Here is a 17,029-nt window from a genome sequence, read left to right on the forward strand (position 1 = left end):
GGAACGGGATAGGGATGGAGTCGCCGACGCAGGGCCCGTGTCGCCGGCCGATTCTCCCCGGATTCTCCCCAGCGGTCGATGGAACATGGCGGGAGGCTCCTTCGACGACTTTCCACGGTCACGAAGAGTGGTCAGGGCAACAGGTGCATGGCTAGGACCGAGCCATCCTGGTGTATCGACACGGGACCGTTCCCCTCCTCGTCCCAGGTGTCCGCAGGCCACTTGGTGCGCAGAGCGTGGACATCGCTGCGGTATTGCTGCAGATGGCCGCGGCTCAGGTGGGTGAAGAGGTCGGCGTGGACTCCGGAGAATGCCTCCACGCGTGTTCCGTTGAGTCGGAAGACATGGTCGGTGCCGACGAACGGGATGCCGAGCAGTGTGTACGCGGCGTCCTGGATGCTGTCGGTGGCCGCATGGGTGATGCCGGCAGAGAAGCGTCGGCTTCCCTGGCGCGTGGTGGCCGACCGCATGTCGAGATGAGTGGCTCCGGCACGCCCGCTTCGGCTGGATGGCTGACGCCAGGGGGCTCGCCGGCGCGTATGCCATGAAGCGGGGGAGTCCGAGGACGGGTGGTGACGCCTGATCCGGACTCCCTCGCCACCGCGCTATCGGTGACCGCCCCACCGGCTTGCCGGACAGGTGGCGGGCCCGGTCCTCCGGTCGGCTCGTAGGCCGGCCGAGGCAGGTGAGGACGCCCGGACCGGCGACCCTGATCCCGCGGACGCCCGGCTTTCTCACGACCGAGTATCAGTTCCGTCTGTCAGGCAGCTGTGAGCCGACTGAGAGCCCACTGATACGGACGGCCGGTTTCCTGTCGGCATCGGGGCGAGACGGCCCCGGGCCACACTCGAACGAGCCAGGGAGCACCTGATGTCCGCCGCCCTTGACTAGAGCCCTGCGTCTGACGCGGAACGCCGCAGGAAGCCCCCGATCCGCGGTCGCCGCCGAAGACTGACCGTCGCGAGCGTGCTGCTCGCCCTGCTGGGAGGTACGGCTGCCGAAGCCGGCGGCGCGTTCGCCCAGTCGCCCCCCGGTGCCTGCACCCAGACGTGCGACAACCCCCCTCAGGGGGTGAGCGCCAACGAACACGACGCCCCGGCAAAGCCCCTGAGATCCCTGCTGGGTCGCCACACCACCACCGTCCTTCACGGGACGCCCCGATCCGGTCACCCGCAGTGGCCGCCGGGGCCGGCGTCATCGGCCCTACCCATCCCAGGACGGCCGCTCTCGCACTCCAACCGGCGCGTGCAGTGTGGCACGGCCGCAACCACTCCCCGACACGGAGAGCTCATGTTCAATCGAGCAGCAACGCGTCTGCCCATATGGCGGATGCGCTACCGGATATCAGCACTCGCGGCGTTCCTCGCCGCCGTCGCGATCATCCTGACCCAGGCCGTCGCCTCGACCAGCCCGGCGAGCGCGGCAGGGTTCTGGGACTGCCCGCGAGGCTTCGGCAACTCCTCCTCGTGTTCCAACATTTCCAACAACGACACGGTCAACGAACGGCAGTTGCCGTCCGAGGTGTACCGCGGGGACTCGCGGTCGCCGTACGAGATCTTTAACAACGGCTTCACGGCGATCGGCGGCGACTACGACATCCGGCGTCACGTGCAAGGCGGCAACAGCGCCAGCAGCGGCTACGTCTCCACGAGCGCGGATCTGTCGCAGTCGGAAGTCTTCGCCCGTAGCCAGGGTGGCCGCAATCTCGACTCGATGGCGGCGCAGCCCAATTGCCGGACCGGCCGCCCGGTTGCGCAGTGGACTCCCTTTCCGGGGATGGGCTGGACCCTGACCGGTCAGTGCGCCAACAGATGGGTGGAGGCGGACAGCTACGTGTACGTCATCGATTCCCACATGGCACGAAACGCCCTGTACATCCCCGACCAGGTGCGCGGAGACGCCACGCTGGGGCGCTACGCGAGCCAGCAGGAGTGGGCGTACATCCACCACATCCCGAACACTGCGGTCATCGGCGTGCGCGTGTACCGCATGAGGGCGCAAGTGGACAACAACGGCAGGATCGACTTCAGGTCTCAGACGTTCAGGTACGACCGCTTCATGGGCAATCCCGCCCATGGCCAGGCGCGGGTCACCTATGACCCGGCCGCCGACCCGGGCGCCCACTTCGACTGGAAGACCTACCTCAACGTGCCCGTGCCCCCGGCGAACCCGTATACCCGCGGCTGCAGTGCAATCACCCGGTGCAGGGGCGCTGACGACCATGGCTGAAACCGGCTCGACTCCCGACACAACCGGCCACGTGGACGCCGCCGTGATCGCCCGCCCCTCGGACCCAAGGAAGACCATGTTGAACGACGCGTCGACAGCGCCGCACCGCACGCGCTCCGCGCCGCGAGTACGGCCGCGCTCCGCCCTGCTCGCCCTCCTGCCGCTTCTGCTGGCGGGCGGGTCGCTGCTGCCGACCGCGTCCGCACAGGCCGACACCGCCCCCGCCACCGCCACCGCCACAGGTTCCGACTGGGAGGAGGTTCAGGAACTCGCGGGCTACAACGGCGGCCTGACCGCGTTCGACGACCCGACAAGCGGCCCGACGATCATCTTCCCGTCCGACTACACCGGTGACATCAACAACCTGAAACACCCGAGCGACTGGACCGATTCCACAGGCGCCACGCCGACCGGTTGGCCCACCCCCGCGACAGCCAAAAGCGCCGCGTTCACGCAGGACCAGCTCAACAGCGTGCAGAACGCTGTCGCCAACGCCATCCAGCCCAACGCCGACACCACCTACTCCCTGGCCGTCACCTACGACGGCGCGAGCGACCGGGTGATCGCGCAGACCAACGCCCCCTCGTCCATCACCGACCCGCTGGCCGCCCAGTACCCCGGCCAGGTCGTCATCCAGGGCCCGCCCGCGAACACCACCCCGCCCGTCACGTGCACGCCGCAGGACTCGCTCACGTCCAACCCCGGCAACACCGCCGGCGCGACCGCGGCGAGCGAGCAGTTGCAGGCCCTGGGCGACTACAACTGCGCCCTGGGCGCCTTCCAGGACCCGAAGAACGGCCCGGCGATGGTCTTCCCGTCCGACTACGCCGGTGACATCAACAACCTGCAGATCCCGCAGCATTGGACCGACTCCAAGGGCAACACCCCGACCAGTTGGCCCACCCCGACCACCGCCCGCAGCGTCAAGTTCACCGCCGCGAAGGTACAGGAGATCATCGCCGCCGCCATCGCGCAGATCGAGCCAGAAGGCTCGAAGTTCTACTACGCCGCCGCCCACTACGACGGGATGACCGACCGGATCGTGGTGAGCACCGACGCCCCCTCCTCGGTCACCGACCCGCTGGTGGCCGCCTACCCCAACCAGGTCGTCATCGCCAGCCAGACGGCCCCGGCGATCCAGATCGTCAACAAGAAAAGCAACCTCGACCTGGGGATCGACGGCGCATCCACCACGGACGGCGGTACGGTCAAGCAGCAGAGCGCGGACGCCACCACCAACCAGCAGTGGCGACTGATCTCCGCCGGCAACAACCAGTACAAGCTCAAGAACGTCAACAGCGGCCTGCTGCTCGGCATCGCCGGCGGCTCCGACAGCGCGGGCGCCGGCGTCGTGCAATGGAACGACGACGGCCACGACGACCACCTGTGGAAGGTGGTCGACGCCGACCACGGCTACGTCAAGCTGGTCAACGTGCGCAGCGGGCTCGCGTTGGACATCGACGGAGCCTCGACCGACCCCGGAGCGAGCGCGCTCCAGAACACCGACAACGGGGCCGACGACGAGCTCTGGCAGCTGACTCCGATCAGCTGACGAGTGGCGGTCGCCGCCGCGGTCATTGCCCGGACGGACGGCGAACCGGCCCGGGTTGCGCACCTGTCGTGCGCAACCCGGGCCGGTTCATGTGTCGCGCAGCCCGGCGGTGGAAGCGGCGAGAAGGGGCCGGCCCTGCTGCTCCCGCTCGACGACGACCCGGGGCAACTGGCCGACCTGGGACGGCGACCGGCGTCCGTCGGAAGGGCGATGAGTTTCCCGGGCTCAGCCGCGCAGCTTGTAGCCGAAGCCGCGGACCGTCTCGATCCGCTCTCGGCCGATCTTGGTGCGCAGGCGCATCACCTGCACGTCCACCACGTGGGTGTCGCCCGCCCAGGCGCTGTCCCAGACCCGCTCCAGCAGGACTTCCCGGGTGAGCACCCGCCCGGGGGAGGCGGCGAACTCGCGCCACAGCTTCAGCTCGGTCGTGGTCAGGTGCAGGCGTTCCCCGCTCCGGTACACCTCCAGTGACGCGGTGCAGTAGACCACGTCGCCGAATCGGAACGTGCCGGGCCGCTGGTCGTCGGCGGCCCGCGGCTGGTGGCCGGGCTTCACAGGGACGGGCGGGGTGCTCTCCCCGGTCTCGGTGTCACCGTCGGATTCGGCGGTCAGGGCGAAGTCGACCGCCCGGCCGGGGGTGTCGTGCGCACTGCCTTCGGCGAAGGCCTTCGTGTACGCCGCCTCGCCCAGCGCGTCGATGACGGCTCGTTCGCACCGCGCGTGCTGCTCGGCCATCTGCGGCCCGAACGCGGAGATCGAGCTGCCCGCGTCGCGCCACAGGGCGTCCGCCGCACCAAGCAGTTGGGCGGCCCGCTCGTGGGTGCCGCCTTCGGCGGTGGCCCAGGCGAGCAGCCCCAGCATCGTGGCGACCATCGCGTGGTCGTCGAAACCCCGCATGCTCTCCAGAGCGGCTCTGACCAGGGCCTCGGTCCTCTCTCGGTCACCGCGGGCCCATGCGTCGTGGCCCAGGGCCATCAGAGTCAGGGCCCGGCCCCACCGCTCGCCGCTCGCCTCGGAGACGGCGACGACGCGTTCGCCGGTCTCCGTCGCCCGGGGATCGCCGGCGTACGCCTGGACGCTGACCAGCGCGAGCCGCCAGGAGGTTGCCTCGTGCTCGTCGCCCAGCGCCGTCGCGGCGGACAAGGCATTCTCGTACCGGCGGATGCCCTCCTCGAACTGCCCCCGGTAGTGCGCCGAGACGCCGCGCATTCCGCTCGCCTTGATCCGCACCCAAGTGTCACCCAACGACTCGCCCAGCGCGTCGGCCTCGTCCAGCCAGCCGTCGGCCGTCGCCAGGTCGCCTTGCGTCTGCGCCACCCAGGCGGCGACGAGGAGCGCGCGGGCACGCTCGGGGCTGGGCTCGCGCGAGGCGGCGAACGCCCGCTCGAACTGGCGGCGCCCCTCGCTGAGGAAGCCGCCGGCGCACCAGTGCCAGCACAGCGAGGCGGCCAGGGCGAACCGGGACCGCGGATCGCCGTCGTAGTCCAGGGCGGCCAGGAGATTGGCGTGCTCGGCGCGCAGTCGGGCCAGCTTCTCGGACTGGCCGGGCCCGTACCAGCTCTGGTCCCAGCGGTGAGCGAGGGCGAGGAAGAAGTCCCGGTGGCGGCGGCGCAGTTCGTCCTGCTCGCCGGACTCCCTGAGCCGCTCCCGGCCGTACTCCCGGATGGTGGACAGCAGCCGGTAGCGCGGCAGACCGTCGACGTCGCAGGTCAGGACGACGGACTGGGCGACCAGCCGGTCGAGGAGGTCCAGCACCTCGGCGTCGGTGATGTCGTCGCCGGAGCAGATGCCCTCGGCGGCCTCCAGGCTGAACCCGCCGGCGAAGACGGTCAGGCGGTCCCACAGCAGCCGCTCGGCCGGGGTGCACAGCTCGTGGCTCCAGTCGATCACCCCGCGCAGGGTGCGGTGGTGGACCGGTGCCGTCCGGCTGGCGCAGGTGAGCAGCGCGAAGCGGTTCTCCAGCCGTTCTGTGAGCTGTCCGATGGACAGCGTGCGCAGCCGGGACGCGGCCAGCTCGATCGCCAGTGGCAGCCCGTCCAGGTCCGCGCACAGGCGGGAGAGCCCCGGGCGGTCGGCCTCATCGACGCCGAAGTCCGGCCGGACGGCGGTGGCACGGTCCAGCAGGAGCTCCACCGCCTCGGCCTCCGGCAGCGGCGCGAGGGCGAACACCTGCTCGCCCTGGACGTCCAGGATGTGACGGCTGGTGGCGAGGATGCGCAGTTCGGGAGCGGCTGCCAGGAGCGTGGTGGCCAGTTCGGCGCAGGCGTCGATCAGGTGCTCACAGTTGTCGAGCACCAGCAGGGCTCGCCGTCCGGCCAGGTAGCCGGCGAGACGGTCCAGGACGGGCAGGGCCCCGAGGTCGGGCACCCGCAGCGCGCTGGACGTCCTGTCCGTCACCGCTGAGGGGCCGCTCACCGGGGCGAGGTCCACCAGCCAGACCCCGTCCGGGAACGACTCCCGGGCCGCGGCGGACACCTCCAGTGCCAGCCGTGTCTTGCCCACACCGCCCATGCCGGTGAGCGTCACCAACCGCCGTGTGCAGAGCAGGCGGCGGATCTCGGCGATCTCCTGCTGCCTGCCCACGAAATGGGTCAAGGCGGCGGGCAGATTCCCGTGCCCGGCGGCGGTCATCTGGTTCTCTCTCTCGAGCGCGGGGCGGCGCCGGTCCACACCGGACTGTCCGGGCAGTACGGGAAGAGATGGCTCGGGTGAGCGCGGGGGTGGCGGATTCCGCGACGTCCGGAGGGAAAGCCGAGCAGGACCTGAGTCACGGCGAGGGTGACCGGCTCGCTGTCGCTGGGCCCGAGCGGTGCCGGATGCGGCGGTTTGTTCAGCATTCGTCGGCTCTCTCGTAGAGCGCGGTGGCGAGGGAGTCCGGATCAGGCGTCATTGCCCGTCTTCGGATTCCCTCACCTCATGGCGTATGCGCCGACCCGCGCCGACCGCCCTTGGCATCAACCTCAACCATCTGGCGGGCCTTGCGCAACGGGTGCGGGAGGTCGGACAGGTGCCAGTGGTGTTGCTGTCCCTCGGCCGCCGTCACTGGTACCTCCACTGGTCCGGCCGGGGGCACCTTGTGCTGAAGGGAGGCGCTGAGCACCGAGGAGATCTGCCCGGCCGGCATGATGGGCACGACGTGCCCGTCGCAGTTCTGGCACACGGGACGGCTCAGCGGCGACAGCACGATCCACACCCGTTCGCCGCGGAGAGCACGAACTCGTGGCCGTCGACGCCGTCGACCCGGTGTGGTGCTCCATCTCGAAGGTCGGCTCCCAGCCGTACCCGCAACGCATGCGGGCGAAGGAGTACGACTCGTTGACGACGGCGCTCGCGTCGCACATGCGAATTTATTCTACGATTTCACTCGTGCCGCTCCCGTGGTCCGCTGGTTGGCCGGTGGAGTCCCGTTGTCCAATGGACGCCCCCCCGGGGCGAATGCGCTGGACATGTGCGTCATTGAAGTCGATTTCAGCGTCTTTTGCCCCACGATCCGGGATATTTTGCCCACGCATGGGGTGAACGCTCAGACGACATGCGACCTGCTCGGATGGGGTGTGAGCGTCGTGACTCAGTCGATCAGCTGATCATTCCCTGCGACGTGGGAGCAAGATCCAGGCCGGGGCCTCGCGATGGGGGAGGGCGGTCGGAGCATGGCGCGTCTCATTCTCCCCAGCGGCTTGAACGGCAGCGGCTTGAACGGCAGCGGCTTGAACGGCAGCGGCTTGAACGGCGCCTGCGCCGGCCGTGTTCGCACCGCTGACCTTGGTGTGTCGGCGCTTGCGGGCCGATTACTCAGAGCCAGTCCCGCCGCTTGAAGATGACGTACAAACTGGTGCATACGGCTGCCATCAGTAGCATTGCGAAGGGGTATCCGAACACCCAGTGCAACTCCGGCATATGGTCGAAGTTCATCCCGTAGATCGTCCCCACCAGCGTCGGCGCGAACAAAATCGCCGCCCACGACGAGATCTTCTTGATCTCCTCGTTCTGTTCGAACCCCGCCTCCGCCAACGCCCGCATCTCCGCGTTCTGTTGCTGGGTCACGAGGGTCGCGTTGACCGTGAGGATGTCGGTGAGGGCCTGGCGGAAGCCGTCGACTCGTTCGCTGGTGTGGGTGACGTGGTCGGCGACGTCACGGAGATAGCGCTGCAGCTCCTCGTCCGTGCCGTACTTGGCGAAGCCGGCCATCAGGGCGTGCAGCATGCCGACCAGGGGCCGGGTCGCGCGCTGGAACTCGACCATTTCGCGGGAGAGTTCGTAGATGCGGCGGGAGACCTCCGGGTCGCCGCGGAAGACCTCCGTCTCGATCTCGTCGATGTCGTTCTGGACGCCGGAGACGACCGGCGCGTAGCCGTCCACCACGGCGTCGAGGATGGCGTACAGGACGGCCTCGGGGCCCAGCTTCAGCAGTTCCGGTGTCTCCTCCATGCGGTGGCGCACCGCCGAGAGGTCCGGTGCCGCCCCGTGCCGGACCGTGATGAGGAAGTCCGGGCCCACGAACACGTGCAGCTCGCCGAAGTCGACCTCCTCCGGGGCGTCCAGGTAGCGGGCCGCCCGCAGGACCACGAAGAGCGTGTCGCCGTAGCGCTCCAGTTTGGGCCGCTGGTGGGCCTCCATCGCGTCCTCGACGGACAGCGGGTGCAGGTCGAACTCCGCCGCCAGGGAGAGGAGTTCGCCCTCGGTGGGACGGGCCAGGCCGATCCACGCCATGCCGGCCGGCTGTTCGCGCAGCTCGCGGAAGGTGTCCGCGAGGGTGGCGGGGGAGGAGACGCGTACGCCGTCGCGGTAGAGGGCCGCCTGGACGATGCTCGCCGGTTCGGCCGTCTCGGGGGAGGGCGGGTCGGCGGCGGGTGCCTCGGTCAGCGGGGGCGCGGTGGGCGGGGTCAGGGCGCGGCGCCAGGCGGACTTCCTGGAACCCTTGGTGGGGCGGGCGGGTCGATCGGACATGGTGGCTGCCTCTCGCTCTCGGCTCGAGCCGAGGTCGGCGTGATCACGGAGCAGGGTATACGGGGCAAATGACGTAGCGGTGGGGAACCAGGGCGGGTTCCGTCGGGAGTTGCGGACAGAACTCGTCCGCAAGCACCTCTAGCGTGTTCACCATGACGAAGACGACCGCGTCGGCCCCCGTACTCGGTACCCGCGCCCTCAACCGGGCCACCCTCGACCGGCAGCTGCTCCTGCGCCGGACGGCGCTGTCCGCCAAGGACGCCGTCGGGCATCTGCTGGGGCTCCAGGCCCAGAACGTCAAACCGCCGTACCACGCGCTCGCCGCCCGCCTCGACGGCTTCGTCCCCGAGGAGCTGTCGGCGCTGATGGCCGACCGCGAGGTCGTCCGGATCGTCACCATGCGGTCGACCATCCACACCCACACCGCCGACGACTGCCTCACCCTGCGGCCGTTCGTGCAGCCCGCCCGCGACCGTGAACTCGGCAATTTCCGCACGGGACTTCAGGGCGTCGACCTCGACCGCCTCGCCGCCTTGGCCAAGGAGCTCGTCGAGACCGAGCCACGCACCATGAAGCAACTGCGTGAGGCCCTCCTCACCGAGTGGCCGGACGCCGACCCGCAGGCCCTCGCCATCGCCGCCCGCTGCACACTGCCGCTCGTCCAGGTCACCCCGCGCGGGCTGTGGGGCAGGAGCGGCCAGGTGGCGCTCACCACGGCTGAGCACTGGCTCGGCCGCCCCGCGCAGGAGCCCCCGACCCCCGACGCCGTCGTCCTGCGCTACCTCGCCGCATTCGGCCCCGCCTCCGTCAAGGACATGCAGACCTGGGCCGGTCTGACCAGGCTCCGCGAGGCCTTCGAGCGGCTGCGGCCCCGGCTGCTGACCTTCCGTGACGAGAACGGCGTCGAGCTCTTCGACCTGCCCGACGCACCCCGCCCCGCCGAGGACACCCCGGCCCCGCCGCGCTTCCTGCCGGAGTTCGACAACCTGCTGCTCTCCCACGCCGACCGCACCCGCGTGGTGCCCCCGCAGTACTGGGGCCGCAGCTGGCAGGGCAACCAGGCCCACTGCACGCTCCTCGTCGACGGCTTCCTCGCGGGCGTATGGCGGCTGGAGCCGGGCGCGCTCGTCATCGAGGTGTTCGGCCGGCTCACCAAGGCGCAGCGGGCGGACGTCGTGGAAGAGGGGGAGCGGATGCTGCGCACGCTGCACCCGGGGACGCCGTACGACATCCGGTTCGGGACCGTCGTAGGGAAGTGACCGGCTGACGGAGGCTCAGTCCGCGCGTCCCGTCACCGCCACCGTCAGCCCCAGGCCGATCATCGTGAACCCGCCCACGCCGCCGATCGTCGACAGGCGGCGGTCGGAGCGGGCGAACCAGGTGCGGGCGGCCGAGGCGGTCAGGCCCCACAGGGTGTCCGTGACCAGGCCGATGGTGATGGGGACCAGGCCGAGCAGCAGCATCTGCGCGGGTACGTGGCCCGCCGAGTGGTCGACGAACTGGGGGAGTACGGCGGCGAAGAAGACGACGCCCTTTGGGTTGGTCACGCCGACCAGGGCTCCGTCGAGGACGGTCCGCAGGTCACCGTGTGCCGGTCCCGTGGCCTGCGCGGTGAGCGTGGACGCCTTCAGCTCCTTGCGGTGCCGGAAGGCCTGCACGCCGAGGAGGACCAGATAGGCGGCGCCCGCCAGTTTCACCGCCAGGTAGAGGGCCACCGACCGCTCCACGAGCGAACCGATCCCGACCGCGACGGCCACGACCAGCAGATACGAGCCGAGGACGTTGCCGAGGGCGGTCGCCACCGCGGTACGGCGGCCGTGCGCGAGGGCCCGTCCGATCACGAACAGCACGCTCGGTCCCGGGATCACGATCACCAGCAAGGACATCGCCGCGAAGGCGAGAACACGGTCCGTGGACACCATGGCGGTCATTGAAACACGGATCGCGCACATGGACAGGGGGCGCTGCGGGCCGCTCGTGGAGGCCCGCAACGCCCCCTTGCTTCTCACCCGAGCACTGGTGGGACGCTCAGGAGAACTACTGGGGACCTACGAGTTGACCTGCGCGGTCACGAGGCTGGAGAAGGTGGTCAGCCGGGTGTAGACACCCGGGTAACCCGCCTCCGCACAACCCTCTCCCCATGAAGTGATCCCTGCCAGGACGCCCCCGATGAGCAGGGGACCGCCGCTGTCGCCCTGGCAGGTGTCTACGCCGCCGGATGTGTATCCGGCGCAAACCATGTCGGTCGCGACGAAGTCGGAACCGTAGGAACTCGCACAGCTGGAGTTGGACACGATCGGCACGGTCGCGGTCCGCAGCTGGTTGGAGGAGCTGCCGCTCTCCGAGGTGGTGCCCCAGCCGAGGATGCGGGCGGTGGTGCCGGCCGCGTACACGCTGGTCTGGGACGAGGAGACGTACGACGCCGTGGTGTACGGCATCGACGTCGACAGGGTCAGCACGGCCACGTCGTCGCCGTTGGTGGCGTCCGTGTAGCTCGGGTTGATCCAGATCTTGCTGACCTTGCTGACGGTGCCGTTCGTACCGTTCAGGTAGGTGCGGCCGCCGACGACTCGCACACTGCTGGTGGTCTCGCCGACCATGCAGTGGGCCGCGGTGACGACCTTCGTGGCGGAGACCAGGGTGCCGCCGCAGAACTGGTTCTGCGAGGCGTCCGTGATCTGCATGACGAACGGGTAGGAGGTCGTGGTCGTCGTCGAGCCGCCGACGATGGGCTGGGGGGCGGCGACAGCGGTGGGGGCGCTGAGCAACGCGGTGGCGGCGGCAGCGGCGGTCGCCATGGTGACGGCGGCCGCCTTTCTCGCACGGGTGAGACCGAACATCGGTTGAGTCTCCTCAGGGTTGCCGGTGGGGGTCGCGCGGGTGTGTGGGGGTGGTACACGGGGGTCGCGGGACCGACCCCCGTATGCCCGAGCGAGCGGCACGTTCATAAGCTAGAACGCGGAAGTTCCCCTTCCCAATGAGGGAACCCCCTAAGGGAGTTGGGCAGGGAAAACCCTCGGTCGGCCCTCATGGATCCCCCGGGGGCGGCAGACCGGGGCGGCTCTCACGGCGTTCGGCGCCCTGCCGCCAGTCTGACGATGTCCACCCGGGACCGGATCCCCAGCTTGCGGTACACCCTCGTGAGGGTCGCCTCGACCGTCTTCACACTGATGAACAGTCGTGCGGCGATCTCCCGGTTGGTGGCGCCCTCCATGACGAGCGCGGCCACCTGACGCTCCATCGAGGCGAGCCCTTCGAGGCCGTCCAGACCGTCCGGTGCGGTGGCCGCGGCGGGCACCGCCTCCGCCGGACGGGCCAGCGCGGCCGCCTCCACCTGACGCAGCCAGGGCAGCGCCCGGCAGCGCCGGAAGAGGCGGGCCGACTCGTCGTACGACGTCGGGCCGGGCCGTCGGGTGCGCAACTGGGCCAGCGCGAAGGCGGCGCGCGCCTCCTCCAGGCCGTAGCCCAGCTTGGCGAGACGATCCTGCACCGACGTCAACCGGTCGAGCGCGGCCTCGTGTTCACCCCGTGCCGCCCGCACCAGTGCCTCCGCCCGGTCCAGTACCGCGAGCACGCTCTCCCGGCCCAGCCTCAGCGCGTTCACCCGCGTGACGTCGATGAGGTCCTGAGCCTCGCCGGTCTCCCCGATCCGTACGAGAGCCTCGGCGAGGTCGCCCTGCCAGCGTCCGCGGGCCGGGTCGGTGATGCCGAGCCCGTGCTCCAGCTCGCGCACCCGGCGCAGCGAACGGACCGCGCCCTGCGCGTCCCCGGAGACGAGCTGGGCGTATCCGAGGGCGGCCAGGCCCCGGGACTCGTACATCTGGTCGCCGTTCTCCTCGGAGTGGTCGACCGCCTCCCGGGCCAGTTCCAGCGCGCGCTCGACCTGGCCGCCCGAGGCCTCCGCGAGGGAGGCGAGCACGGCCGAGGCCACCTCGCCGATCCCGGTGTCCCGGGCCATCATCAGGCTCTCCCGGGCCAGGTCGAGCGCGCGCCCGCAGTGCCCGGAGCGCAGTTCGGTCTCGGCGACCCCGCGCAGGAAGTGCACCTCGCTCTCGACCGACCCGCGCCGCCGCACCTCGCGCAGCAGCGCGGTGACTGTCGCGCGGGCCTCGGGCAGCTGGTCGCTCATGATCAGCCAGCGGAACCGGGAGTAGCCGGCGCCGTTGTGATGGCACGACACCCGCGGGTCCTGGGGCTCCTTGAGGGCGCGTTTGATGGTCGCGGGGGCGTCCGGGTGGCCCATCAGGGTCTCGATCTGGGCCTGGAAGGAGAGCGCCATCAGCTCGTTGTACCGGTCGCCTCCCCGTGCGGCCAGCGCCGCCGCGCGCGCGGCCTCCTCGCGCGCCTCGTCGAAGTCGCCCTCGACGAGCAGGGCACGCCAGGCCAGTTGATAGCGGATCAGGGCGAGCAGCCGGGGGTCGTCGCCCGCGTCGGCCAGCGCCTGCGGGAAGACCGCGTCGACCTCCGTCATGGCGTGGCCCGCGGTGTCGATCACGGTGATCCAGGCCCGGACCCGGTCCGCGGGCACGGTCGCCCGGGTGAGCACGTCCCGGGCGATGTCCCGGGCGAGGTCCAGCTCGCCCGCGGTGATCGCGTCCTCGGCCGCGGTCAGCCGGCGTTCGTCGGGAGGGGGCACGCTGTCGCCAGGGGTGTGCCGGGCGGACAGCAGTCCGAGGGAGGCGGCCATCGAGGGTGCGCCCCGGTCCCGGGCCAGGGCCGCGGCCTCGGCGAGCCGCGCGGCCACCTCCGGGTCGGTGCCCGTGGTCGCCAGGGCCAGATGGCGGGCCCGCTCGATCGGGTCGGAGGCGGCCGTGGACAGCGCCCGGTGCGCGTCCCGGCGTTCCTGCGCGGGCGCCTCGGCGTACAGCGCGGCCGAGATCAGGGGATGCGCGAAGCGTACGGCGGGGCCCTCGGCCTCCGTCGCGAGCAGGCCCAGCGCGGCCGCCTGGGCCATCTCCGCCTCGGCGTCCCCGCGGCCGGCCGCGTGCAGCAGGGCCGGGGTGGGCCGGGCGCCCGCGCTCGCCACCAGCAGGGTGCGCCGGGCGTCCGCGGACAGCATCTCCAGGCGGCTCAGCACCAGGGCCCGCAGCGAGGTCGGTACCGGCAGCGGCTCGCCGGGGCGGGGCGGGGTCGGGTTCTCGCTGAGCGCGCGGCCCAGTTCCAGGGCGTAGAACGGGTTGCCCCCGCTGGTGCGGTGGATGTCCCGTACGGTCGAGCGCTGGAGGCCGGTGTAGCCGCGGTGGTCGAGCAGTGCGGCCACCTGGGCGCGGGTGAGCGGGTTGAAGCGGACGGCCAGGCTGTCCGGGGGCAACGCGCGTAGATGGCGGTCGTACTCAGGACCGTCGGTCCGGACCGCGCACAGCATCCGCACCGGGATGTCGCCGAGCCGGCGGGCGGCGAAGCCGAGCAGTTCCAGGCTCGCCGGGTCCAGCCACTGCACGTCGTCGGCGACGATCAGTACGGGTCCCTCGGCGGCGAGGGCGCGCAGGGCGGACAGCACGGCGAGCCGCAGGGCGAGGCCGTCCCGCTGGAGGGTGGACTCGCCGCGTCCGGTCAGCGCCGACTCGAGCGCGGTGCGCTGGGCCGCGGGCAGCTTGTCGGAGACGTCGTCGAGGACCAGGCCGAACAGGTCGGCCAGGGCCAGGAAGGGGAGGTGGGATTCCGACTCGGTGGCCGAGCAGCGCAGCACGGTCCGCGCCGTATCACCGCATTCCGCGGCCAGGGCGCGCAGGACGGTCGACTTTCCTATTCCGGCGGGGCCGTGCAGCAGCACACTGCCGCCGCGGGCCAGCTGCTCACCGGCCTGGCCGAACAGCTCGTCCCGGCCGATGACCAGGTCGGGGCGACATCTCGCGGGCTCCTGGAAGTCGCGTGCCACGGTCACCGCTCCCCTCCCTGTGTCGTGTCCGGGCCAATATTAGGCAAGGTGCTTTGAAATTCGGAGGGAAGTCGTGGTGAGGGAGATAACAACCCGTTCCGTATAGGGAAATTCAAAGCACTCGTGAGTGAATGAAATGTCTACGGATGTTACGGGAGCTGTCCCGTCCGGCGTGCGGCGGCCACCGCCTCGCCACGGGTCCCGGCACCCAGTTTCCGCATCGCCGACCGCAGGTACGCCTTGACGGTCTCGGCACTCACACCCAGCCTGGCCGCCGTCACGGCGTTCGTCGCCCCCGCCGCCACCCAGGTCAGCACGTCCAGCTCACGCGGTGCCAGAGCGATGCCCTTGGAGGCCGCGGGCACCGGGGTCAGGAGCGCGCACGCGTCCAGCAGTTCGGTCCTGAGCGCGGGGTCGGTGACCCGCGTGGCCAGCGCCCGCAGCGCCGCGTGTGCCTCCCGGACCTGCTCCCAGGCGGAGACGTCGTCCCGCTGCGGCTCGGCCCGCGCCGCCACCAGCACCTCCCGCGCCGCGTCGCCGACGGCCAGCGCCTGCTCCACGTCCCGGGCCGCGTCCACCGCCGCCCTCAGCATGCGGTCGCCGAGCGGCCGGGCGTCGCGCAGGGCGCCGTACAGCACACCGCGCACCCGCCGTCGTACCACCACCGGCACGGCCAGCACCGACCGCAGGCCCTCGGCGGCGACCGGGGCGTCGTACTCGTGGCTGATCTGCCGGGACATGGAGTAGTCCGCCACGGCGCACGGGCGGGCCAGCGCGACCGCCTTGCCGCCGAGGCCGTAGCCCGAGGTCACCGCGAGCGAGAGGAGCGACGCGGTCGCCGTACCGCTCAGTTCGCTGATCCGCATCCGAGGCCGGCCCGGCTCGACCAGACCGCCGAAGGCCACCGGGAGGCCCGTCGTGCGCCGCAGCCGCACGAGCGCACGCCGGATCTCCACCGCACCGGCCGCATCCACCGTCACCTGTTCGTCCCTTCGCTGCGGCACACACCCCCGTTCGGGGGTAGTGAGACCTGCATCACGGATTACACGATGGCAGAGAGCCGCCCGGCAATGGTCCGGCACCAAGGAGGACGACAGATGACGGCTACGGAGGACTTCCGCAGGGCACGGGACTTCCTGCTGGAGCACCGCGAGGACTACGCCACGGCGTACGAGGGCTTCGCCTGGCCCCGCCCCCGGCACTTCAACTGGGCGCTCGACTGGTTCGACGTCATCGCCGAGGGCAACGACCGCACCGCCCTGCACATCGTCGAGGAGGACGGCAGCGAGGTCCGCCTCTCCTTCGCCGAGATGGCCGAACGCTCCAACCGGGTCGCCAACCTGCTGCGCGAGCGCGGGGTGGAGGCCGAGGACCGGATCCTCGTCATGCTGGGCAACCAGACCGAGCTGTGGGAGACGGCCCTCGCGGCGATGAAGCTGCGGGCCGTCGTCATCCCGGCGACCCCGCTGCTGGGCCCCGCGGACCTGCGCGACCGTGTCGAGCGCGGGCGGGTGCGGCACGTCCTGACGCGGGCCGAGGACGCTGGCAAGTTCGACGACGTGCCGGGCGACTACACGCGCATCGCCGTCGGCGGCGTACCGGCGGGCTGGCAGCCCTACGAGGACGCGTACGCGGCCTCCGAACAGTTCCTCCCCGACGGCCCCACTCTCGCCGACGACCCGCTGATGCTGTACTTCACCTCCGGTACGACGGCCCGCCCCAAGCTCGTCGAGCACACGCACACGTCGTATCCGATCGGGCACCTCGCCACCATGTACTGGATCGGCCTCAGGCCCGGTGACGTGCATCTGAACATCTCCTCGCCCGGCTGGGCCAAGCACGCCTGGTCGAACCTGTTCGCGCCGTGGAACGCCGAGGCGACCGTCTTCATCCACAACTACACACGCTTCGACGCGGCCCGGCTCACCGCGGAGATGGACCGCGCGGGCGTGACGACGTTCTGCGCCCCGCCGACCGTGTGGCGCATGCTCATCCAGGCCGACCTGACCCAGCTGCGTACACCGCCGCGCGAGGTGGTCGCGGCCGGGGAGCCCCTGAACCCCGAAGTGATCGAACAGGTCCGGCGCGCCTGGGGCGTGACCATCCGGGACGGCTTCGGACAGACGGAGACCGCCGTCCAGGTCTCCAACAGCCCGGGGCAGGTGCTGAAGACCGGCTCGATGGGCCGGCCGAGCCCCGGCTACCGGGTCGAACTCCTGGACCCGGTGACGGGAGCCCCGGGTGCGCGGGAGGGCGAGATCGCGCTCGAACTGGCCGCCCGGCCCGTCGGCCTGATGACCGGCTACCACGGCGACCCGGACCGTACGACGGAGGCGATGGCCGGCGGCTACTACCGCACCGGCGACATCGGTTCGCGGGACGCGGACGGATACATCACCTATGTCGGCCGGGCCGACGACGTC

11 protein-coding genes and 1 pseudogene are annotated in these 17,029 nt (G+C 70.9%); 4 read left to right on the forward strand and 8 right to left on the reverse strand.

The genetic code is table 11. The features are described from left to right. Window positions 1-131: 131 nt before the first annotated feature. Complete coding sequence (locus ACFYRX_RS45885; protein ID WP_389113275.1) at window positions 132-470, reverse strand: hypothetical protein; 339 nt, start codon at window positions 468-470, stop codon at window positions 132-134. An 820-nt stretch (window positions 471-1,290) separates the two neighbouring features. Between ACFYRX_RS45885 and ACFYRX_RS45890 the strand changes: the two genes are divergently transcribed. Both ACFYRX_RS45890 and ACFYRX_RS45895 read left to right on the forward strand, forming a co-directional pair. Further along, window positions 1,291-2,229, forward strand: coding sequence for a hypothetical protein (locus ACFYRX_RS45890; protein WP_389113277.1), 939 nt, complete (start codon window positions 1,291-1,293; stop codon window positions 2,227-2,229). A gap of 76 nt (window positions 2,230-2,305) precedes the next feature. Then, a complete protein-coding gene (locus tag ACFYRX_RS45895; RefSeq protein ID WP_389113279.1) occupies window positions 2,306-3,781 on the forward strand; it encodes an RICIN domain-containing protein in 1,476 nt (491 codons plus the stop codon). Window positions 3,782-4,006: 225 nt separating this feature from the next. Here ACFYRX_RS45895 and ACFYRX_RS45900 read toward each other — a convergent pair whose 3' ends face one another. The 3 genes and pseudogenes from ACFYRX_RS45900 to ACFYRX_RS45910 form a co-directional block, all read right to left on the reverse strand. Next, the gene (locus ACFYRX_RS45900) at window positions 4,007-6,412 is read right to left on the reverse strand and encodes a winged helix-turn-helix domain-containing protein (protein ID WP_389113281.1); all 2,406 of its coding nucleotides are present in this window, start codon (window positions 6,410-6,412) and stop codon (window positions 4,007-4,009) included. A gap of 283 nt (window positions 6,413-6,695) precedes the next feature. Next, window positions 6,696-7,122: pseudogene (locus ACFYRX_RS45905) on the reverse strand (hypothetical protein). Window positions 7,123-7,573: 451 nt separating this feature from the next. Beyond that, complete coding sequence (locus tag ACFYRX_RS45910; RefSeq protein ID WP_389113282.1) at window positions 7,574-8,728, reverse strand: CorA family divalent cation transporter; 1,155 nt, start codon at window positions 8,726-8,728, stop codon at window positions 7,574-7,576. Between the two features lie 152 nt (window positions 8,729-8,880). Between ACFYRX_RS45910 and ACFYRX_RS45915 the strand changes: the two genes are divergently transcribed. Beyond that, a complete protein-coding gene (locus ACFYRX_RS45915; RefSeq protein WP_389113284.1) occupies window positions 8,881-9,987 on the forward strand; it encodes a winged helix DNA-binding domain-containing protein in 1,107 nt (368 codons plus the stop codon). A 15-nt stretch (window positions 9,988-10,002) separates the two neighbouring features. On the opposite strand, the gene ACFYRX_RS45920 is transcribed toward ACFYRX_RS45915, so the two are convergent. From ACFYRX_RS45920 to ACFYRX_RS45935, 4 genes are all read right to left on the reverse strand, one after another. After that, on the reverse strand, window positions 10,003-10,650 hold the full coding sequence (locus ACFYRX_RS45920) for a LysE family translocator (protein ID WP_389113286.1): 648 nt from the start codon (window positions 10,648-10,650) through the stop codon (window positions 10,003-10,005). Window positions 10,651-10,776: 126 nt separating this feature from the next. After that, on the reverse strand, window positions 10,777-11,568 hold the full coding sequence (locus ACFYRX_RS45925; protein ID WP_389113288.1) for a S1 family peptidase: 792 nt from the start codon (window positions 11,566-11,568) through the stop codon (window positions 10,777-10,779). Between the two features lie 224 nt (window positions 11,569-11,792). Beyond that, complete coding sequence (locus ACFYRX_RS45930) at window positions 11,793-14,612, reverse strand: AAA family ATPase (RefSeq protein ID WP_389113289.1); 2,820 nt, start codon at window positions 14,610-14,612, stop codon at window positions 11,793-11,795. Between the two features lie 143 nt (window positions 14,613-14,755). Beyond that, window positions 14,756-15,586 (reverse strand): LuxR C-terminal-related transcriptional regulator, encoded by an 831-nt coding sequence (locus tag ACFYRX_RS45935; protein WP_389113291.1) that lies wholly within the window; start codon window positions 15,584-15,586, stop codon window positions 14,756-14,758. A 117-nt stretch (window positions 15,587-15,703) separates the two neighbouring features. On the opposite strand from ACFYRX_RS45935, the gene ACFYRX_RS45940 reads away from it, so the two are divergent. Further along, window positions 15,704-17,029, forward strand: a 1,326-nt coding sequence (locus tag ACFYRX_RS45940; RefSeq protein ID WP_389113292.1) for an AMP-binding protein, incomplete at its 3' end; no start/stop codon positions are given.

It is taken from the genome of Streptomyces sp. NPDC005374 (genome assembly GCF_042872225.1).
Taxonomy (GTDB): domain Bacteria; phylum Actinomycetota; class Actinomycetes; order Streptomycetales; family Streptomycetaceae; genus Streptomyces.